At 41.2% G+C, this 18,016-nt stretch carries 15 protein-coding genes and 1 tRNA gene; 9 read left to right on the top strand and 7 right to left on the bottom strand.

Going from position 1 to position 18,016, the window contains the following annotated elements:
* Positions 1-6 precede the first annotated feature (6 nt).
* Both CXF69_RS02770 and tsaA read right to left on the bottom strand, forming a co-directional pair.
* Entirely contained in the window at positions 7-1,794 is a 1,788-nt protein-coding gene (locus CXF69_RS02770; protein WP_101205459.1) for a type IV pilus assembly ATPase TfpB, read from the bottom strand.
* A gap of 59 nt (positions 1,795-1,853) precedes the next feature.
* The gene (gene tsaA / locus CXF69_RS02765) at positions 1,854-2,723 is read right to left on the bottom strand and encodes a tRNA (N6-threonylcarbamoyladenosine(37)-N6)-methyltransferase TrmO (RefSeq protein WP_101205460.1); all 870 of its coding nucleotides are present in this window, start codon (positions 2,721-2,723) and stop codon (positions 1,854-1,856) included.
* Between the two features lie 426 nt (positions 2,724-3,149).
* On the opposite strand from tsaA, the gene CXF69_RS02760 reads away from it, so the two are divergent.
* Together CXF69_RS02760 and CXF69_RS02755 are read left to right on the top strand one after the other, a co-directional pair.
* Positions 3,150-3,923, top strand: a complete 774-nt coding sequence (locus CXF69_RS02760) for a ferredoxin--NADP reductase (RefSeq protein WP_101205461.1) — start codon at positions 3,150-3,152, stop codon at positions 3,921-3,923.
* A 152-nt stretch (positions 3,924-4,075) separates the two neighbouring features.
* Positions 4,076-4,162: transfer RNA gene (locus CXF69_RS02755), tRNA-Leu, on the top strand.
* A gap of 79 nt (positions 4,163-4,241) precedes the next feature.
* Here CXF69_RS02755 and CXF69_RS02750 read toward each other — a convergent pair.
* Complete coding sequence (locus CXF69_RS02750; RefSeq protein ID WP_057759343.1) at positions 4,242-4,487, bottom strand: hypothetical protein; 246 nt, start codon at positions 4,485-4,487, stop codon at positions 4,242-4,244.
* A 495-nt stretch (positions 4,488-4,982) separates the two neighbouring features.
* Between CXF69_RS02750 and dinB the strand changes: the two genes are divergently transcribed.
* The 7 genes from dinB (at position 4,983) to infA (ending at position 13,488) form a co-directional block, all read left to right on the top strand.
* On the top strand, positions 4,983-6,068 hold the full coding sequence (gene dinB / locus CXF69_RS02745) for a DNA polymerase IV (RefSeq protein ID WP_102078536.1): 1,086 nt from the start codon (positions 4,983-4,985) through the stop codon (positions 6,066-6,068).
* Between the two features lie 171 nt (positions 6,069-6,239).
* A complete protein-coding gene (gene queA, locus CXF69_RS02740; protein ID WP_102078537.1) occupies positions 6,240-7,442 on the top strand; it encodes a tRNA preQ1(34) S-adenosylmethionine ribosyltransferase-isomerase QueA in 1,203 nt (400 codons plus the stop codon).
* A 110-nt stretch (positions 7,443-7,552) separates the two neighbouring features.
* A complete protein-coding gene (locus CXF69_RS02735) occupies positions 7,553-9,310 on the top strand; it encodes a type IV pilus assembly protein FimV (RefSeq protein WP_102078538.1) in 1,758 nt (585 codons plus the stop codon).
* Positions 9,311-9,361: 51 nt separating this feature from the next.
* On the top strand, positions 9,362-11,005 hold the full coding sequence (locus tag CXF69_RS02730) for a FimV/HubP family polar landmark protein (RefSeq protein ID WP_102078539.1): 1,644 nt from the start codon (positions 9,362-9,364) through the stop codon (positions 11,003-11,005).
* Positions 11,006-11,167: 162 nt separating this feature from the next.
* Positions 11,168-12,268, top strand: a complete 1,101-nt coding sequence (locus CXF69_RS02725) for an asparaginase (RefSeq protein ID WP_180952649.1) — start codon at positions 11,168-11,170, stop codon at positions 12,266-12,268.
* Positions 12,269-12,311: 43 nt separating this feature from the next.
* A complete protein-coding gene (truA, locus tag CXF69_RS02720) occupies positions 12,312-13,145 on the top strand; it encodes a tRNA pseudouridine(38-40) synthase TruA (protein ID WP_101205483.1) in 834 nt (277 codons plus the stop codon).
* A gap of 121 nt (positions 13,146-13,266) precedes the next feature.
* A complete protein-coding gene (gene infA, locus CXF69_RS02715) occupies positions 13,267-13,488 on the top strand; it encodes a translation initiation factor IF-1 (RefSeq protein ID WP_021814850.1) in 222 nt (73 codons plus the stop codon).
* Between the two features lie 260 nt (positions 13,489-13,748).
* Here infA and CXF69_RS02710 read toward each other — a convergent pair whose 3' ends face one another.
* From CXF69_RS02710 to leuD, 4 genes are all read right to left on the bottom strand, one after another.
* Positions 13,749-14,870: a L,D-transpeptidase family protein gene (locus CXF69_RS02710; RefSeq protein WP_101205466.1), complete on the bottom strand. Its 1,122-nt coding sequence runs from the start codon at positions 14,868-14,870 to the stop codon at positions 13,749-13,751.
* A gap of 350 nt (positions 14,871-15,220) precedes the next feature.
* Positions 15,221-16,324 carry a 3-isopropylmalate dehydrogenase gene (gene leuB / locus CXF69_RS02705; RefSeq protein ID WP_101205467.1) on the bottom strand — a complete coding sequence of 368 codons (1,104 nt, stop codon included), beginning with the start codon at positions 16,322-16,324 and terminating at the stop codon, positions 15,221-15,223.
* 62 nt (positions 16,325-16,386) lie between these two features.
* Positions 16,387-17,106: a hypothetical protein gene (locus tag CXF69_RS02700; RefSeq protein ID WP_101205468.1), complete on the bottom strand. Its 720-nt coding sequence runs from the start codon at positions 17,104-17,106 to the stop codon at positions 16,387-16,389.
* A 136-nt stretch (positions 17,107-17,242) separates the two neighbouring features.
* Positions 17,243-17,893: a 3-isopropylmalate dehydratase small subunit gene (leuD, locus tag CXF69_RS02695; protein WP_057759322.1), complete on the bottom strand. Its 651-nt coding sequence runs from the start codon at positions 17,891-17,893 to the stop codon at positions 17,243-17,245.
* Positions 17,894-18,016 lie beyond the last annotated feature (123 nt).

Genomic DNA, 18,016 nt, shown 5'->3' with positions numbered 1-18,016 from the left:
CAATAGTTAATTAAGAGGCACGACTCGCATCACCTCTTCTATGGTTGTCACACCTTCACTAATACGTTTTGCACCTGATAGACGTAATGGCTGTAGACCTTCACGATAGGCTTGTTGTTTGAGCACATCTAAGTTTGTATCGGCTGCGACCAGTTTTTTTAATTCGTTAGACAACGGCATAATCTCGTATAGGCCGATTCGTCCCTGATAACCAGTGTGTCGACAATGCTCGCAGCCTTGAGCCATATAAATTTGTGCTGGGGCAGGCGCACGCCAAGGTTGTACCAACTCCTGCCATTGAATGGCAACCTCGCTGTCTGGCACAACGTCTACCGCTTTTTTGCAATGCGGGCATAGCGTACGTAACAAACGCTGTGCCATTACGCCTAAGATAGTCGCTGATGTCAAAAATGGCTGAATACCCAAATCATGCAAGCGAGTGATTGAACTTGGCGCATCGTTAGTATGTAGTGTCGAGAGCACCAAATGCCCTGTCAATGAGGCTTGTACTGCCATATTGGCTGTTTCGGCATCACGAATCTCCCCCACCATAATAATATCAGGATCTTGACGCATCAAAGAGCGAATGCCGTCGGCAAAGTTTAGATCGACACCTGGATTTACTTGCATTTGGTTAAATGCAGGTTCAATCATTTCAATAGGATCTTCAATGGTACAGACATTGACTTGTTCAGTCGCTAGCTGCTTGAGAGTACTATACAAGGTCGTGGTTTTACCTGACCCTGTAGGCCCAGTGACCAAAATAATCCCATTTGGATGAGCAGTCAATTCATGCCACGTTTCAAGCTGCTTGCCGGATAGACCAAGCTGAGCGAAGGAGCGCACCAGTACTTCAGGATCGAACACCCGCATGACCAACTTTTCACCAAATGCGGTTGGCATAGTCGATAAACGAAGCTCTGTCTCTAGTCCCTTCGGCGTTCGCGTCTTTAAACGGCCATCCTGCGGCTTACGCTTTTCTGCAACGTTTAGTCGCCCTAGAATTTTGATACGTGCGGTCACCGCGACGATGATTGCCAATGGCATCTCATACACCGTATGGAGTACACCATCAATTCGGAAGCGAACCTTACCTGTCTCACGACGTGGCTCTAAATGGATATCACTAGCTCGTTGCTCAAAGGCATATTGCAACAGCCAATCAACAACTCTGACAATATGCTGGTCATTGGCATCGGGATTAGTATTGTCACCTAATTGCAATAATGCTTCGACATTGGTCACATCGGCAGCTGCACGCTTATGGACACTATTTGCGCCTGCAATCGCTTGGGTGACTTGATAGAACTCCTGCCGGTAGCGTTTGATCTGCTCAGGATTGATATAGACCGTACGATAGCTTTTTGATTTGATCAATTTTTCAATACTTGAGTGCCAGTCAGTATAAAAAGGCTGATCTGTTCCGATAACCACTTCGTCTACAGCGACCTCAATCGGTAAAATATGCTGTGAACGTGCATATTCAAATGACATCAATTGTGTGACTGCAGGGACATCAACTTTTAGAGGATCAATACGAACGAGAGACATGTCTGCTTTAGCCGCCAACCATTGGTTGAGCCAAGCCAAAGTTAATTTATTTTCAGCGCTATTGTCCGTCGCATGGCCATTCGGCAAGCCAAATTCACTAATCGTTAGTAAAGGATGCTGCGCTTTGTCGCGACGGCTAGTAATGACTAGATTATAGCCGCGTTGGTCAATCACTTTATCTGCCAATAGCTCATCTAGACACCAACGCAAATCAATCACTATCGAGTACTGTTGAGCAGACATATCTCTCTTCTTCTATTATTTTAAAATGTGTTGTCAAAAACGCTATCGATGCAAGCCAGCTACACCGTAACCACAGCGATTATCTGTAGCTGTCCTGATTCTATCAACTGAAAACTCACATCAACCGATTTATAACGCATAACAAATGGCGTAGCGATCTCTGTCCGTCGATAAGCTGGACGCGGGTCTTGGGCAATTAGCTCTTTAATAATGCTCATATCTGAGGCTACTAATTGATTTTGTATACGATGAATCGTAGATGCAACTGTCGCACTATTCGATCCAGTGTTTGCGTCTTTAATACTTGTATTATTGTTGCTTGTATCATTATGAGCATCACTAGGCTCGCCTGCGCTTACTAATATCATAAACTGTTCATTAGCAGCATCGGTCATCGTCACTTCTAATAGCGTAGGAGCCGTAGGTGCAAAGCCACTCTCTGCCTCTACAAGCGCATCGCTATACGCCACATACGGCTTTATATCGATGATTGGCGTGCCATCTATCATATCAGCACCTTTGATAATCAATAATACACGACCTTGAACTATTTTGACTTGCTCGAGCTTGACGACAGATAGGCCTAACCCCGAAGGACGATACATGCTTCGACTGGCAAATACCCCTATTTTTTGATTACCGCCCAATCTTGGTGGGCGTACTTGAGCACGAAAGCTAGTACTGGTTTCATTGTTATTTTTATATCGATAATTATGATGAAACTGCCAACTCACCCATATATGGCTAAACTTATCCAAACCATCAAATGCAGCTGGCGTATCATATGGCGCTAACATTTCAATGACACTAGTCATAGCAACCAAGTTTGGCTGGCGCGGCGCACCGAATTTTTGTGACAGCGGGGCACGATGATAGCCAATAACAGGAGCTTGATGGTAGTTATCTAACAGGGGATTCTCATCAAGCATAGACCAACTCCAGTAATACAAAACTACCTTGATAAAGCAGTTTTGCCAAATGATACAAAATTACTCACTAACGATATTCCATTTTATCATGCTAGACAATCACTGCTAGACGGATTTTTATTTTAAAGTTTGGTATTATGAGCAAGAAATTTGATGAGAGTCATTTACATTTGGATGATATGACCAGTAATGCTGTCATCGTTGACGCAAATTTACTATGTCTAATGACGTAATAGCTGGCTATATATAAGCTGATAAACCAATTCTATTACGCTTACTCATCATTTACTCGTTCATAAAAATAGCAGTTTCGACAACGCTTAAAAGACTGATACGTTTTTATAATGTTCAATTTAACATTGAAAATTCTGATTTAATACTTATTCAAACTTAACACACAAATAACAACTTATTAACGAGGACTTTATGTCAAAACTTCGCACCGAAACGGTCACAGAGGTTCATCACTGGAATGACTCTCTATTTAGTATCAAAACCACTCGTGACGATGGCTTGCGCTTTCGTAATGGCGAATTTGCGATGATTGGACTTGTTGTTGATGGCAAGCCACTATTACGCGCTTATTCAATCGCCAGCCCTAACTATGAAGATCATTTAGAATTTTTCTCTATTAAAGTTCAAGATGGTCCATTAACTTCGCGCTTGCAACATATCAAAGTAGGCGACGAGCTGTTAGTCAGTAAAAAACCAACGGGTACACTAGTATTGGACGATCTGCTACCAGGTAAGAACCTTTATATGCTCTCTACTGGTACTGGTCTTGCTCCCTTCTTGTCACTAGCACGTGACCCTGAAGTGTATGAGCGTTTTGACAAAATTATCTTAGTACATGGCGTACGTCATGTTCATGATTTGGCTTATCGCGAGATGTTCGAAAACGAGCTACCTAATGATGAAATCTTTGGTGAATGGTATCGCGAAAAATTCATCTATTATCCAACGGTTACGCGTGAAGAATTCAGAAATCAAGGACGTGTCACTGATTTGATGAAGTCAGGCAAATTGTTCGAAGATATTGGTTTACCACCAATGAATAAAGACGACGACCGTGTCATGCTTTGTGGCAGTATGCCGTTTAATGCTGAGGTTTCTGCTATTTTAGATGACTTTGGCTTGACTGTTTCACCACGTATGGGTGTGCAAGCAGATTACGCAGTTGAGCGTGCCTTTGTCGGCTAGAATGATGCTATTTAGCATTAGTAGAATAAATGAAAAATTGTATAAAATAATACTTGACGCATGTAAATAGGCTGCTATAATACGCAGCCTATACAGTCAACACTGTAGCCCAATTAGATAATATTTAGTCAATAACTATTATCACCTAACATGCCAGTGTGATGGAATTGGTAGACATGACGGATTCAAAATCCGTTGCCTTTAAAAGCGTGTCGGTTCGAGTCCGACCACTGGTACCAATATTTAGTACAAACTAGCCTCCTTTATCGGAGGTTTTTTTGTGCTTATTATATTCGCCCTATCAAACTCTTAATTTATTTATATCGATACTTCAAATGGCATAACAGCGCTTATCTTAATCGGTACTGCATAACTCCATGGCATGCCAGCGCTACAATAAAAATATCCATCATTAAACGATACGATATAAGCGGTAAAATCATTACCACACTGATCCATCATCGCTTGTTCATCGCTTTCATCACAAACCGCACACCATATATTTTCATCACCGCGCGCTAACATTGCTCTTGTCAAATCGCTCCCTTTTAATTCATGACTCATCATCAGCTCCTTAATTATCTTGAACTTTCTCATTAATATTTTTAGAAAGTTAATTTACCAGTATTCAATTCATAAGTTTGGTATGAGCTATAAACAATGTCTTATCAGGTAAATACAATTCCTATAAAAGACCATTTATTACTTTCATAACTATTGATTATCGTGGTTAATATATTGTAAAGCGATAGCATTAGAACTGTAACATATAACTATAATATTCATGATAAAGGGCGATAATATTCAGATAGGCGGTATAGAAAATCTGAAAAACTTAAGGTATACACCATACTGAACATCTATTAGTGAATATATGTTAACTATATTAGTATTTTAACGCCATATATCTCTGACTATTAACCTTACACTATATTTAATTATTGATATATAAATTATTCGCATATTGCCATATTTTTATGGTTCTATATTCGAAAAATCTCTTTATAGTTTAATAATCGATACTGAAACAGAAGTATTGAGTGATGTAAAATATTAATCATGAAAACTCCTACAGCATCCAGTCCACGTAAAATCATTCATATAGATATGGATGCGTTTTATGCCAGTGTAGAACAACGTGACTTCCCAGAATTACGGGGCAAACCACTAGTGGTTGGTGGAGACCCAAATGGACGCGGTGTTGTAGCAGCGGCTAGCTATGAGGTTCGTCAGTTTGGAGTGCGCTCAGCTATGTCTTGTTATGAGGCTCGCAAACGTTGTCCAGAAGTCATATTTGTCAGACCACGTTTTGAAGTATATCGAGCTGTTAGCAGCGATATTCGCAATATTATGTACAGCTTAACGCCTCATATTGAGCCGTTATCGCTAGATGAGGCTTATCTCGATGTCACTGGTCTTACTGTACATAAAGGCTCAGCGACATTAATGGCAAATTGGTTAAGAGCACAAATATTGCAACATACAGGATTGACTGCTTCTGCTGGCGTGTCCTTCAACAAGATGTTGGCCAAGACTGCCTCTGATATCAATAAGCCTAACGGCACCGCTATTATCACACCAGAAGACGCTGATGCTTTTATTAGTACACTGCCTATTGAACGATTTCACGGGATAGGTAAAGCAACGGCAAGACGATTACATGCGATGGGCGTGACTAACGGTGCTGATCTACGCCGTATGTCAGCCGAAGTATTGATTAATGAGTTTGGTAAGCGAGGACAGTTTTATCATGATATCGCTCATGGTCGCGATGAACGCGCTGTCAAGTCTGAGCGCCTGCATAAGTCTGTTGGTTCGGAGACTACTTTTAGAGAAAACCTAAACGATGACACGGCGTTACGTATACAAATCTATGAACAAAATGCGGATGCCTTCTCGCAACTGCACAAAAAAAATCTCATCGCTCATACTATAACGCTCAAGGTTAAGTATGCCGACTTTACTCAGATTACCCGTACGCACACGCTGACTACCGCTTTTAGTAGTGCTGAATCTGCTCATTACTGGTTAGACAAATTATTCTTAGATATTCCGCGCCAGCTCCCTATCCGATTAGTCGGGGTCACTTTTTCGTCATTGACACCTGCAGCTCAACTATTGCCTCAATTAAATTTATTTGAGTAAAATAAGCAAAGACTAACATAATAAATATTAGGACAGTTAAAAGCTTATCGCTTAGGCTATTTAAGTGATTCAAATATGTTTTGTGCACGGTGACTACTTAGTAAAGCAACCTTTTATAGCAGTATTTCTGCTACAATTATGCCAAAATTTCTATCCATTTAAAGACTGATTATGACCAATGCTCACACTGCATCTTCCGATTCTAATACTCCGCTTGATACCAATAACAATAGTGACGTCTTAGATTATCTAAGCGTGGAAGACTATGACTATGACCTACCAGATCGTTTGATTGCGCGATATCCATTGGCACAGCGTTCTGCTTCAAAACTTTTGTACTTGCCTGCTCACACTGACACAAATGCTACGCCTGTAGAAGACTGTTTGTTTTCTGAGTTGCCTGAATTATTAGACGCTGGAGACCTGATTGTATTTAATGATACAAAGGTGATGAAGGCACGCCTATTCGGTCAAAAAGAAACTGGCGGTAAACTCGAGGTCTTGATTGAGCGATTGGTTACTGTCTCAGACTTAGATATAGCAACACTGCATTTAGAAGATTCAGATAATGAGTCAGTCAACCAAGAACATATTGCCCTTTGCCATGTAAAAGCTAGCAAAGCATTGAAACTCGGACAACGCTTTCAACTTGCCGATAGTCATATGAGTGGCGCGATGATTGGTCGTCAGGACAACTTGTTTATTTTAGCCTTTGATGCGCCAATTTTGCCTGATTTAGAACTTTATGGCGAGCTACCTATCCCGCCTTACTTTGAACGTCAGGCCGATGACACTGATAATACTCGTTATCAAACGGTGTTTCATGATCCCGCTAAGCTTGCAAGTGTCGCTGCACCGACAGCAAGTTTGCATTTCGATGAATTGGTGCTCAATAAGTTGGCAGAAAAAGGCATCAATACTGCTTTTGTGACATTGCATGTTGGCGCTGGTACCTTTGCGCCAGTTAAAACAGACAACCTACTCAATCATACTATGCACAGTGAGTATGCACATCTGCCACAAGCAACTGCTGAGCTAATTAATCAAACGCATGCAAATGGTAATAAGGTTATTGCTATTGGTACCACGGTGACTCGCGTCCTTGAAACGGCGTATCAAAAAACAGCTATCAATGGGCAAGCACTCTCTAGTTGGTCAGGGGACACAGACATTTTTATTTATCCAGGGTTTAAATTCGGTGTCATTGATCGACTGTTAACAAACTTTCATTTACCCAAATCGACGTTGCTAATGTTGGTATCAGCTTTTTCTGGCAAAGCATCGATTGAACAGGCCTATCAACATGCTATTGAAAAAGAATATCGATTCTTTAGCTATGGCGATGCTATGTTACTTGACAAGAAAATAAGATGAACATTAAATAAACATTTATGCATTGGACGCAACAGTTGTGAAATAAACTGGTAAACTAAACCGTACTTTGTTATAACAGCAAAGATAACTTATTTTGTAAAGGACTGCTCATGTCTTGTCATTTATCTCGTCGCTTGACTCCTGTACATCGCGCGGTATCGATGGCATTACTTTATTCTGTAGGTTTGGCCGCTATTGTTCCAAGCGCACAAGCGGCAACTATCGGTAAGACAGTGGTTAGCTCAGCTCAGCATGAACCGTTGAGCGCAAGTATCGTGGTCACCGACATACGAGCGGCTGATTTTTCAGCGAGCTTGGCCAATCCAGTTATCTATCAGCAGATGGGATTAACGCCGACCGATTCAATGCAAGTGCGCTTTCAAGCAACTTCAGCGACCAGTGGTCAGGTATTAATCAGCACATCGCAGCCTGTGTCCAAGCCCTTTGCTGATTTGGTGTTATCGATCAATGATAATGGGCAGCAAAATGTAGTACCAAAAACATTATTAATGCCGTTAAACGATAGTCTACCGATTAATAATGCTTCCAAGAACAGTATAAAAGGCACTCAGAAACTCAATTTACCAAGTGTTTCTGCAAGCGCTGCAAAACCGTTAACCGTAAGAAAAGGTGCGCCGCCGCCACTAATATCGGTATCTAACGCTGCTGCAAATAAACCAGCTCTAGCAAACATAGCAACAGTTGACTCTTCTATTTCTAGATCAGTGTCTAACATACAAGCACCGACAGTGACAGCTACTTCGCAGACTAGCAACTTTACTTACGCGCCTAGTCGACTTGATAATGGGCGCTTAAATAGCGACTCTAATATAAAAAATACTATCAGTAATGCAAAGAATACTGGTAACGGACTTAGTTCAGCGAACCGTTTAGATAGCAGTTTCTTAAATGCAAACAACAACACTGAAACTACGAAAGTTAGTGCCAATGATAACGCCAAAGCAAGTATTAAGAACACTCCTATCTTAGATAAAGTATTGATTGATAAACCACTCGACACTCTAAATATTCAAGTCACACGGCAGATACAGCCGAGTCGTAAAAAAACAGACGCTGATGCATCACCCGTACCTACTCCGACTACTAGCATCATAGCAAGCAATACTGAGAAAAATGATACTAGCGTCTTGGCGGCTTCTATTGACAATACAACTTCGAAAACCGCTAATAGCGCTATCAATAATGCGTCTTCAAATGATAGAGCAATAGATAGTACGACAACTAATCAATACCAAGTACAACGTAACGATAGCCTATGGATTATTGCTCAGCAGATTGCGCAAGAAAATAATCTAGATACTTCCATTGTGATGAAGCAAATTCAGTCACAAAACCCTGATGCCTTTATCAATAAAGACGCAGATCAATTAAAAGCAGATGCTAAGCTTATTTTGCCCAGTTACGATGTCATACCATCGCAAAAAAACTTAGAAGCAGCTATCGATGCACAAAGACAATATATTCGTAGAGCAAATACAGCAGCGATGCAAAAAACAGCTCAAAGACCTTTTAAAAAACCTTCTATAAGTACACAAGCGGTCAAACGCCCTGAGAAAGCCACGACAACTAAAACACAGACTTTATCAAAAGCACAGTTTTCTGTGCTTGCGCCCGGGCGAGATGGTAATGCAGATGGCACTCAAGCAAAAGCAGCATCAAGTACAGGGAATGGTTTGAGCACAGATATATTAGCGACACTCAAAGCATCGCGGCAGCAGGCAGCATCACAGGCTCAGCGTCTATCAAGTACCAGTAGCACTCTTAGTAGTTATACTAAAAAAATTCAATTACAAAACCAAAAATTGGCTGAGCTACAGGCTCGTCTCGAAAAATTACGTAATCAATAATTGCCTAACTGATTCATACATTAGATTGTGATCACAGGCGTAGGAATAACTATGGACAATATGCTATATATCATCGCCGGATTGGCGCTTATTCTGTTAGTGGCTGCTTTATTCTTGCGCAAAAACAAGGCGCAAAAATCGTCAGCACCTTCGCCTATTAATGCAAGAAAAGATACGTCTACTCCATCACCAAAAGTAGATTATGGTACTCCTACCCACACTAATGTCAGCAATAGCCATAAATTTGACCATATCACTATTGCACAGCGTTTTATGGATCAACAGCGCTATGACAAGGCGATCGAAACCATTAAACGTGGTTTAAGTGAAAAACCTCATAACAGTGCATTGTCTCTTAAACTACTCAGCATATACGCGACGATAAATCAGCCAGAAGATTTTAATAATATTTATGAGTCTATAAAAATACATAGTGATGAGAGCACTATTGTTCGTGCCAATGAGCTAAAGAGCTTATATTTTGAAGAACAGAATCCAGTAGTCGCTCAAGAACTACCTATAGAAAATACGACCAACTTTGAAAGTATCGACTTTGATTTGCCGCCGAGCAAAGTTGATACCGATGTAACGTCTAATCATTCAGGTGTTGAAAGCACTAACGACACTGCAATAAATGAGCCTATCGATAACTTAGAAGCATCAGACGAAATTGACAATATTAATCCTACTACTGAAACCTCGAATGATAGCTTTGAACTGACCCTCAGCGATTTAGAGAACGATTTCGCTGCGCCTAATATGACAAGTGAAACGCCTGTCATACCGTTAGACAATGTAGATAACGACGTTTTAGAGAGCTCTGCTAACGATAATGTTAGTAATAACGAAGATAACGATCTTAGTGACTTTGAGTTTGACTTTGATTCATTTGACGACAATACTTCGACAGAAGCTAATTCTTCGCATAGTAACGAGGCAACGGTACTAGAAGAAGACTTTATATTAGACTTCGATGATTTAGCAGCCGATGCAGACAAAGACGACGTCGTCACTAATGACATATCTACGAATTCAGAACCACACTCTATTGATACTATCCAAAACGGTGAAGATGACTTTGCTTTATCTTTGGGCAGTCTAGATACATTAGATGATATCAATACTGTCTCCAATGACGACCTATCTACGACTGAAAACGACAGTAGTTTCGACAATTTCATTCTGGAAAATACTGATTTTGGAAACAGTACTTCTGAGAGCACGACCTTTGAAGAAGACAACTTTGCAAATATTAATCTCGAGGAACCATTACTCAATGATGATATCGAGGTTAATGATTTTAGCGATGTTGAAGAATCGAATACCGCACCTACTGCATCATTGAGGTTTGATGATAATACGCTGATAGACGATGATTTTAATATTGACGATGCTGATTCTCTATTTGACGCTCCATCGGCCACTACCCCAGTCTCTATAGCTGCGCCAGTTGAGAGTGACACTTCTATCACGCCTCAAGAGGCTGAATCAGCAGAAGATTTTTCATCACGTTTCGCAGCAGATTTTGATTTCGTAAAGTCATTAGACAGTAATCAAGTGACGTTAGACTTGGCAGATCAATATTTACAGCTGGGTGAATATGACAGTGCAAAGCGTCTACTCAATGAGGTGATAGCTCAAGGTAATAGTGAACAGAAACAGCAAGCACAGTTACTACTTGAACGTACTGCGTAGTTAATCGTCTAGTCTCTTATCAGCAAGTACTTCCTAATCACGGGATGCTTGCTGATTTTTTTGCATTTAACTCTAATACTATCTATTATTAAACCCTTCAGCCATCGTTGCTCAATCCTCCAGCGCCTCTTTTCTTCCATAATTGTTTACTGTGTTGATACTATGCCATCTTCTGTTATGCTCAAAAATCTATCCGATCCTATTCAACTGATTTATGCTGGCGGTACCTTTGGTAGCTATGGCAGACCATTGGCGCCATTATCAGCAGAAGTGTTTTTGCCTACTCTACAGAATCTTTTGTCTGCACAAGACAGTACGAATAACTTACCGACCGTCTCATGGTTGGAAAACGCCCTGATCAAAGACAGCAGCCAGCTTACCCCTGTCGATTTTACCCATTTCTATCAACTACTCCTGAATGCTTATGCCAAAGGTGATAGACGCTTTGTACTCATCACTGGCACGGATACGTTGAGTTACTTAGGCGCATTTTTAGCAGAAGCGTTTGCAGGTAGTGATATCTGTATTGTTTTGACCGCAAGTATGCGTCCATTATTAGACAGTGAGATATTGCATTCCTATAACATCGATGAACATAGCGATGCTTGGGGCAATCTCAACGACTCATTAAAACTAGCCGCTGCTGGTGAATCAGGCGTGAAGATTAGTTTTAGCGGCGAATCATGGCCTGCTCAAACAGTACAGAAAATTCACAGCCATGATCTGATGGCATTTACTGGTCATTCCCGCGCCGCTTATCCAGCCAATAGCTATATAAAAAATCTACCTGACACGCGTAGGCAACATTGGCTCGATGACCAACAAGACTTGCTGTCCAGTATTAAAACACGTGCTGAAAACGCAAGTGTTCATGCGCTATATTGCCTACCTAACGATGTTTCGATGATAAACAACCAGCTACAAGCTTTATTGTCGCAGCCACCATGTGGCATTATTCTATTAGGATTTGGCGCCGGTAACATTCCTTATTCAGCTGCATTAGCAGAGACACTGCCCCTTGCTCATGAACGTGGACATATGGTGATATCAGCCAGTCAATGTCCATTTGGTGGCGTCAGCGATAGCTATGCGGCAGGCAGTTGGCAGTACGAGCATCATGTCATTGCTGGTGGACGTTTGACCATACCTGCTATTTATGCCCGATTACTATGGTTGCTACTTCGCTATGATAGTCCTGCAAGACGCAGACAGCGTTGGTTGAATAATGTCAACCAAACTGGCACTAGCATCAAAAAGCGATAAGCGACTTTTGATTAATTCCAATTTTATAAGTTTAGAAACCCTAATGTCTGAGACTGAAATTATCGAAACTGAACCAACCTACACTTTAGCGATTGCTATTGAGTTCTTAGGAACTCATTATCATGGCTGGCAACGGCAACGAGAGGTTTTGGGTGTACAAGAGGCCTTAGAGACAGCTATCGGCAAAGTGGCTAACGAGCCTGTAGAAGTCATCGCAGCTGGGCGTACTGATGCTAGCGTCCATGCGAGCAATATGATTGCTCATTTTACGACTCATGCGTATCGCCCTACTCATAACTGGTTGCGCGGTGTAAATAGCCTACTTCCCGATGATATTGCTCTACGCTGGATACAACCCATGCCAGCTGATTTTCATGCGCGTTTTGGTGCCATTGCTCGTCGCTATCGTTATATTACGCTCAACCAAGCACAGCGCCCTGCCATACTAAATAATCAAGTTACTCATATCTATGAGCCACTTGATTTGAAAGCCATGCAACAAGCAGCGGCTGATATCGTCGGTACACACGATTTTAGCAGTTACCGTGCTGCGGCCTGTCAATCCAATCAGCCAGTGCGTACGATTAGCCATGCAAACCTTTTTGCTCATGGTCAATTTATCGTGTTTGATATACAAGCAGATGGGTTTTTACATCATATGGTTCGCAATTTGATGGGCACATTGTATGCCATTGGTAGACACGAGCTAGAGCCAGCAGATTTTTTGAATATTTTGCAGAAAAAAGATCGAACGATTGCACCGCCAACCGCTTCAGGTGATGGATTGTATTTTATCAACGCCTATTATCCTGAACGTTTTCAGAGCTTATTGCCAAATGCACCGTTAACGCCTGTCTGGTTAAATCTACCTGATTAAATCAATATCATTTGGCATACATATCACTCACATGCTGTCAAGTCAAAAGCAGGTTCGTATTGCTTTAATCCGCTAACTTACGTATAATATGAGCTTATTTTTTAATTGATTGATACAAATTATGGCAAAAGACGATATTATTGAATTTGAAGGCGAAGTCATTGATACCCTTCCTAATACTTTGTTCAAAGTTCGTTTAGAAAACGGGCACGAAATCATCGCGCATATCTCTGGTAAGATGCGTAAGCATTATATTCGTATCTTGACAGGTGATAAGGTTAAAGTTGAAATGACACCTTATGACCTATCTAAAGGCCGTATCACCTACCGTGGTAAAAACTAAATACTGACTGACCAATATGGTTATGAAAGTATTAGCATTGGTAAGATACAGTCAATAGCCGAATAGCTACGTTATCGCTGATAGCTGATATGACGCTTGGGTAGTGTAACTGATAATAATAATGAAAATGCTAATCTGCTCATTATTGCCTATCAATATTTTAGTTATTTAGTATTGACTGTTTCTACTTACCACAAAAAATACCGCTAGATTTTAGCGGTATTTTTTTGTCCATTTTTTATGGCTTAGTACTATCGCATTTAACTAAATTCGACAGTCGCGCCGTTTTTTATGACTCCAAGCAGACTAAGCGCATCCCAATTGGTCAAACGCACACAACCTGCTGATGCTTGACGACTGATACGAGCAGGATCTGGTGATCCATGAATGCCATAAGTTGGTTTACTAAGCCCAATCCATACCGAGCCTACTGGATTGTTGGGACCTGGTGGAATGATAGACTTGCTACCGTCATTGGCCGTATAAGTATAGTTGGGCTCGTGTACCTTTACCTTAACAGTATGCGTACCTGTTGGTGATGGTGTCGCTGTACTACCCACTGTCGTCGGATAGCTAGCGATCAAATTGTTGTTCTCATCATAAGCGTAGAGTGTCTCAGTGGCTTTATCAGCGACAACGCGGTGCACTGGCTTGGTATTAGGATTACCAGGGTTATATACCGTGATAATTTCACCAGCAGTAAAACTGGCATTAGGATTAAGCGACTTTAAATATTTTTCACTAATATGAAACTTCTCTGCCAACGCCTCAGTAAGACTTTCGTAGTACATCCCCTCAAGCTTGGATTTGGCAACAGAATCAGCAGGTATGGTTGTGGTTTTAACATTCACATCTGCTTCAGTAAGCTGATAACTGACTAATACTGGTTGAGTCGTGAGCTTCTCATTCTTGGTCAGTGCTTGCCACGTCTCAGCGTTCAACGTATCAGTTACGTCTAAACCATTTGCTTTTTGAAACGCTTGCATGGCTTTGCGAGTATTTTTGCCCCAGTAGCCATCGACAGGCCCTACTCCATTGTGATGCCAGTTTAATAGAGCCTGCAGCTTTGTTCCTATATTACGATCAATATCTGCATCTGCCGTCCAAGTGACATTGTTTATCTTTTTCGCATTGTCAGATAGGTTCTCAGTTGTGTATTTAATAATAGGCAGTAGCTTATTCAATGAAGTCGCAGCTTTACTATCTCCTGTTAACTTTTGACTTACGCCATTAGTCACTGGACTGACTTCTGCCGGAGCTTTGACGCTATTACTTGAGCTCACACTATCCGTTGTCTCTGCTGCGATGCTTTGCCCCATGAATAGTAAGCTAGAAAGACTAACCACTGTCAATGCCTTACTGATTCTTGTTAATTGATACATGTAACACTCCTCATTTAAAAAATTCTATTTTTTATTTTCAGTTTTTAAATTCTATATAATCTGCTTTTGTTAATCTTGTGCTTACTCTTATATTTCTGCTAAAAGCAAAATATTTTAGCTCCTTTATAAGCTATTAATGTTGTCATATTACCTTGTGAGCATATAACAGCTTTGTGTTAAAAGAAGCTTTGTTGTACAGCGTCTCTGTTAATAAGGCGCTTATAAATAAGCTTTGCTAACAGATAAACAATAAAAAACCCATAAGCCACTTGGTAGCTTATGGGTATATAACACGCAAACTGAGACTGTGGAAAATGCTATATAGGAATAGCCTTTAAACGCAAATTAACTTATATCAGTTTGGCCAAGACCGCTTGACCCATTTCTTTACAGCCTACTTGCTTAAGTCCAGCTTCACTGCTATCTAAAATATCTAGCGTACGTAGACCGTCATCAAGCACATCGCTAACTGCCTGCTCAATTGCTTGTGCTGCATCTTCTTGCTTAAAGGTATAACGCAGCATCATAGCAACAGATAAGATAGTCGCTAATGGGTTGGCTTTATCTTGTCCTGCGATATCAGGCGCTGAACCATGACACGGCTCATACATGCCCTTACCTGACTCATCTAAGCTCGCTGATGGCAACATACCGATAGAGCCTGTCAACATCGCAGCTTCATCAGATAGGATATCGCCAAACATATTTCCCGTTACCATGACATCGAACTGCTTAGGATCTTTAATCAACTGCATGCAAGCGTTGTCAGCATACATATGTGATAACGCCACATCGCTATAGTCAGCCTGCTGCATCTCGATCATCGTCTGTTTCCACAGCTCGGTGACTTCTAATACATTGGCCTTATCAACTGAACATACCTTAGCTGCTGTGCCTGCTGCTTGCGCACGCGTTTTTGCTAACTCAAAAGCAACTTTACCAATGCGCTGAATCTCACTTGTGCTATACACCATCGTGTTATAGCCTTGCTGCTCACCGTTTTCTAGTGTGCGGATACCACGAGGCTCACCAAAATAGATACCGCCTGTTAGCTCACGAACGATCAATAGATCTAAACCTGAGATAATTTGAGGTTTGATACTTGAGGCATTAGCCAACTGTGGATAGAGCTTGGCTACGCGTAGATTGGCAAATAAACCAAGCTCGCCGCGGATTTTCAATAGACCGCGCTCAGGGCGTTTACTACGCTCGATCGCATCCCATTTAGGACCACCAACTGCACCTAGCAATACGGCATCTGCGGCGCGAGCACGGGCCAATGTCTCATCTGGCAAAGGCTCACCAGTTGCATCAATAGCCACACCGCCAATTAATCCAGACTCAAGCGTTAAATCAAGTGAAAACTTATCATTGACAGCCTTAAGCACGTCAACGGCTTGGGTCATGATTTCAGGGCCAATACCATCACCCGCTAATGTTAAAATCGTTGCCATACTGATCCTTTTGGAATGTTTTTATTGGTTGGTTATATTTTTGAGCTTTTTACACTCATATTTTATGCTGCCATTTTTTTGGCTTTGGGTGCTGATGTTACTGCTTTGGTCATGCCAGTCTCTACAAACTCGCCTTGATGCTCAGCGTCTAGTTGCTTGCAGAATCGGCGCTGTACTTGAGTGCCTTGCAATAGCTCAATACATAAAGGCTCAGGTGATGCTGTGTCCAATAGACTGCCTGATTTTTCGCTGTTCTTTTTTTGATAAGCGCGCAGCTGATAAGTACCTGCTTCAGTGAAATCATGAATCATCGCAAAACGCTCAACATAGCCCATGTTATTTTCTGGATAAAAATTAACATGTACCTCGTGTTTGGCAGGCATGACCCGTGCATAGTAGTTGGTCAATCCAGGCATACTCGAAGGCGCTAACGGCACAACTTTTATGGCATTTTTATTGACGAGTGGTGTCATATCCATATTTATCGATGTTTTTGCCATACCTTCTTGACGTGGTAAGGCTGTCATAATCTGAGGATTGATTGGCTCGTGACTGTTGGGCGCGATAATGAGTGTTTTATCTATCTGCACAATTTCGCAATGATATGTACCCACACATGCAATATTTACTTCACCAGCAATAGGTTTAATTTTACCTACCCATGCTTCAGCACTCTCTGCCTCATTTATTTTTTGATAGCCCGTCAATAGCTGACAGCCTGACAATAATAAGCTTGCAGCAACAATTGTACTTGTCCATAGAGCATAACGTTTTGTATTCATAATGGCGGCTACTATTCAAGAGAGATAATAAAATGTAGTGAAAAACTATTCTTCATTTTAGACAGTTCACCGCCATAACTCAACGCTGCGTTGCGACTACTCATATTTTATTAGCAGTAGATTATAGAATGACCCTCTACGCTCTTACGTCGTTAAATATCCACGGTGTTTTTTGCATCATTTGTTGCTCATAATCTTTGATAGCATCACTTTGCTGCAAGGTTAGACCAATATCATCCAGTCCGTTTAACAAGCAATGTTTGCGAAAGGCATCTACTTCAAAGGCATACTCTTCACCAGTTGGTGTGATAACGACCTGACGTTCAAGATCCGCGGTCAACTCATAGCCTTCGTTATCAAAAGTCGCTTTCATTAACGTATCTACAATCGCTTCATCCAACACAATCGGCAACATGCCATTTTTGAAACAGTTATTATAGAAAATATCTGCAAAACTAGGCGCAATTACCGTACGGAAACCATACTCTGATAACGCCCAAGGCGCATGCTCACGACTAGAGCCACAACCAAAGTTTCTACGTGCTAGTAAGATAGTAGCACCTTGATAACGCGGTTTATTCAATACAAAGTCTGGATTGATGACTCGTGTACTGTTGTCTTGACCAGGATAGCCTTCGTCAAGATAGCGCCAATCGTCAAATAGATTCACGCCAAAACCTGTACGTTTAATAGACTTTAAAAACTGTTTTGCGATAATTTGGTCGGTATCGACGTTTGCGCGATCTAACGGGCAAACGATACCTGTTTGGGTGTTATAAGCTTGCATAAAATTTCCTATCAATTATATTTTTGCTGGCTGATGATCTTGATAAGCATGTTAAATAGTAAATAAGTTTTTACCATCTTTGACAGCATGCTCATATATTTATTGTTCATACAAGCATGATGT

The sequence above is a fragment of the Psychrobacter sp. Choline-02u-9 genome (genome assembly GCF_002836505.1).
Lineage (GTDB): Bacteria > Pseudomonadota > Gammaproteobacteria > Pseudomonadales > Moraxellaceae > Psychrobacter.
This window is presented reverse-complemented; position numbering and strand designations above follow the sequence as displayed.

What these genes read in the sequence shown, in the direction of transcription:
- CXF69_RS02770 (WP_101205459.1), bottom strand. Translation starts at nt 1,794, where the DNA reads ATGTCTGCTCAACAGTACTCGATAGTGATTGATTTGCGTTGGTGTCTA.
- tsaA (WP_101205460.1), bottom strand. Translation starts at nt 2,723, where the DNA reads ATGCTTGATGAGAATCCCCTGTTAGATAACTACCATCAAGCTCCTGTT.
- CXF69_RS02760 (WP_101205461.1), top strand. Translation starts at nt 3,150, where the DNA reads ATGTCAAAACTTCGCACCGAAACGGTCACAGAGGTTCATCACTGGAAT.
- CXF69_RS02750 (WP_057759343.1), bottom strand. Translation starts at nt 4,487, where the DNA reads ATGAGTCATGAATTAAAAGGGAGCGATTTGACAAGAGCAATGTTAGCG.
- dinB (WP_102078536.1), top strand. Translation starts at nt 4,983, where the DNA reads ATGAAAACTCCTACAGCATCCAGTCCACGTAAAATCATTCATATAGAT.
- queA (WP_102078537.1), top strand. Translation starts at nt 6,240, where the DNA reads ATGACCAATGCTCACACTGCATCTTCCGATTCTAATACTCCGCTTGAT.
- CXF69_RS02735 (WP_102078538.1), top strand. Translation starts at nt 7,553, where the DNA reads ATGTCTTGTCATTTATCTCGTCGCTTGACTCCTGTACATCGCGCGGTA.
- CXF69_RS02730 (WP_102078539.1), top strand. Translation starts at nt 9,362, where the DNA reads ATGGACAATATGCTATATATCATCGCCGGATTGGCGCTTATTCTGTTA.
- CXF69_RS02725 (WP_180952649.1), top strand. Translation starts at nt 11,168, where the DNA reads ATGCCATCTTCTGTTATGCTCAAAAATCTATCCGATCCTATTCAACTG.
- truA (WP_101205483.1), top strand. Translation starts at nt 12,312, where the DNA reads ATGTCTGAGACTGAAATTATCGAAACTGAACCAACCTACACTTTAGCG.
- infA (WP_021814850.1), top strand. Translation starts at nt 13,267, where the DNA reads ATGGCAAAAGACGATATTATTGAATTTGAAGGCGAAGTCATTGATACC.
- CXF69_RS02710 (WP_101205466.1), bottom strand. Translation starts at nt 14,870, where the DNA reads ATGTATCAATTAACAAGAATCAGTAAGGCATTGACAGTGGTTAGTCTT.
- leuB (WP_101205467.1), bottom strand. Translation starts at nt 16,324, where the DNA reads ATGGCAACGATTTTAACATTAGCGGGTGATGGTATTGGCCCTGAAATC.
- CXF69_RS02700 (WP_101205468.1), bottom strand. Translation starts at nt 17,106, where the DNA reads ATGAATACAAAACGTTATGCTCTATGGACAAGTACAATTGTTGCTGCA.
- leuD (WP_057759322.1), bottom strand. Translation starts at nt 17,893, where the DNA reads ATGCAAGCTTATAACACCCAAACAGGTATCGTTTGCCCGTTAGATCGC.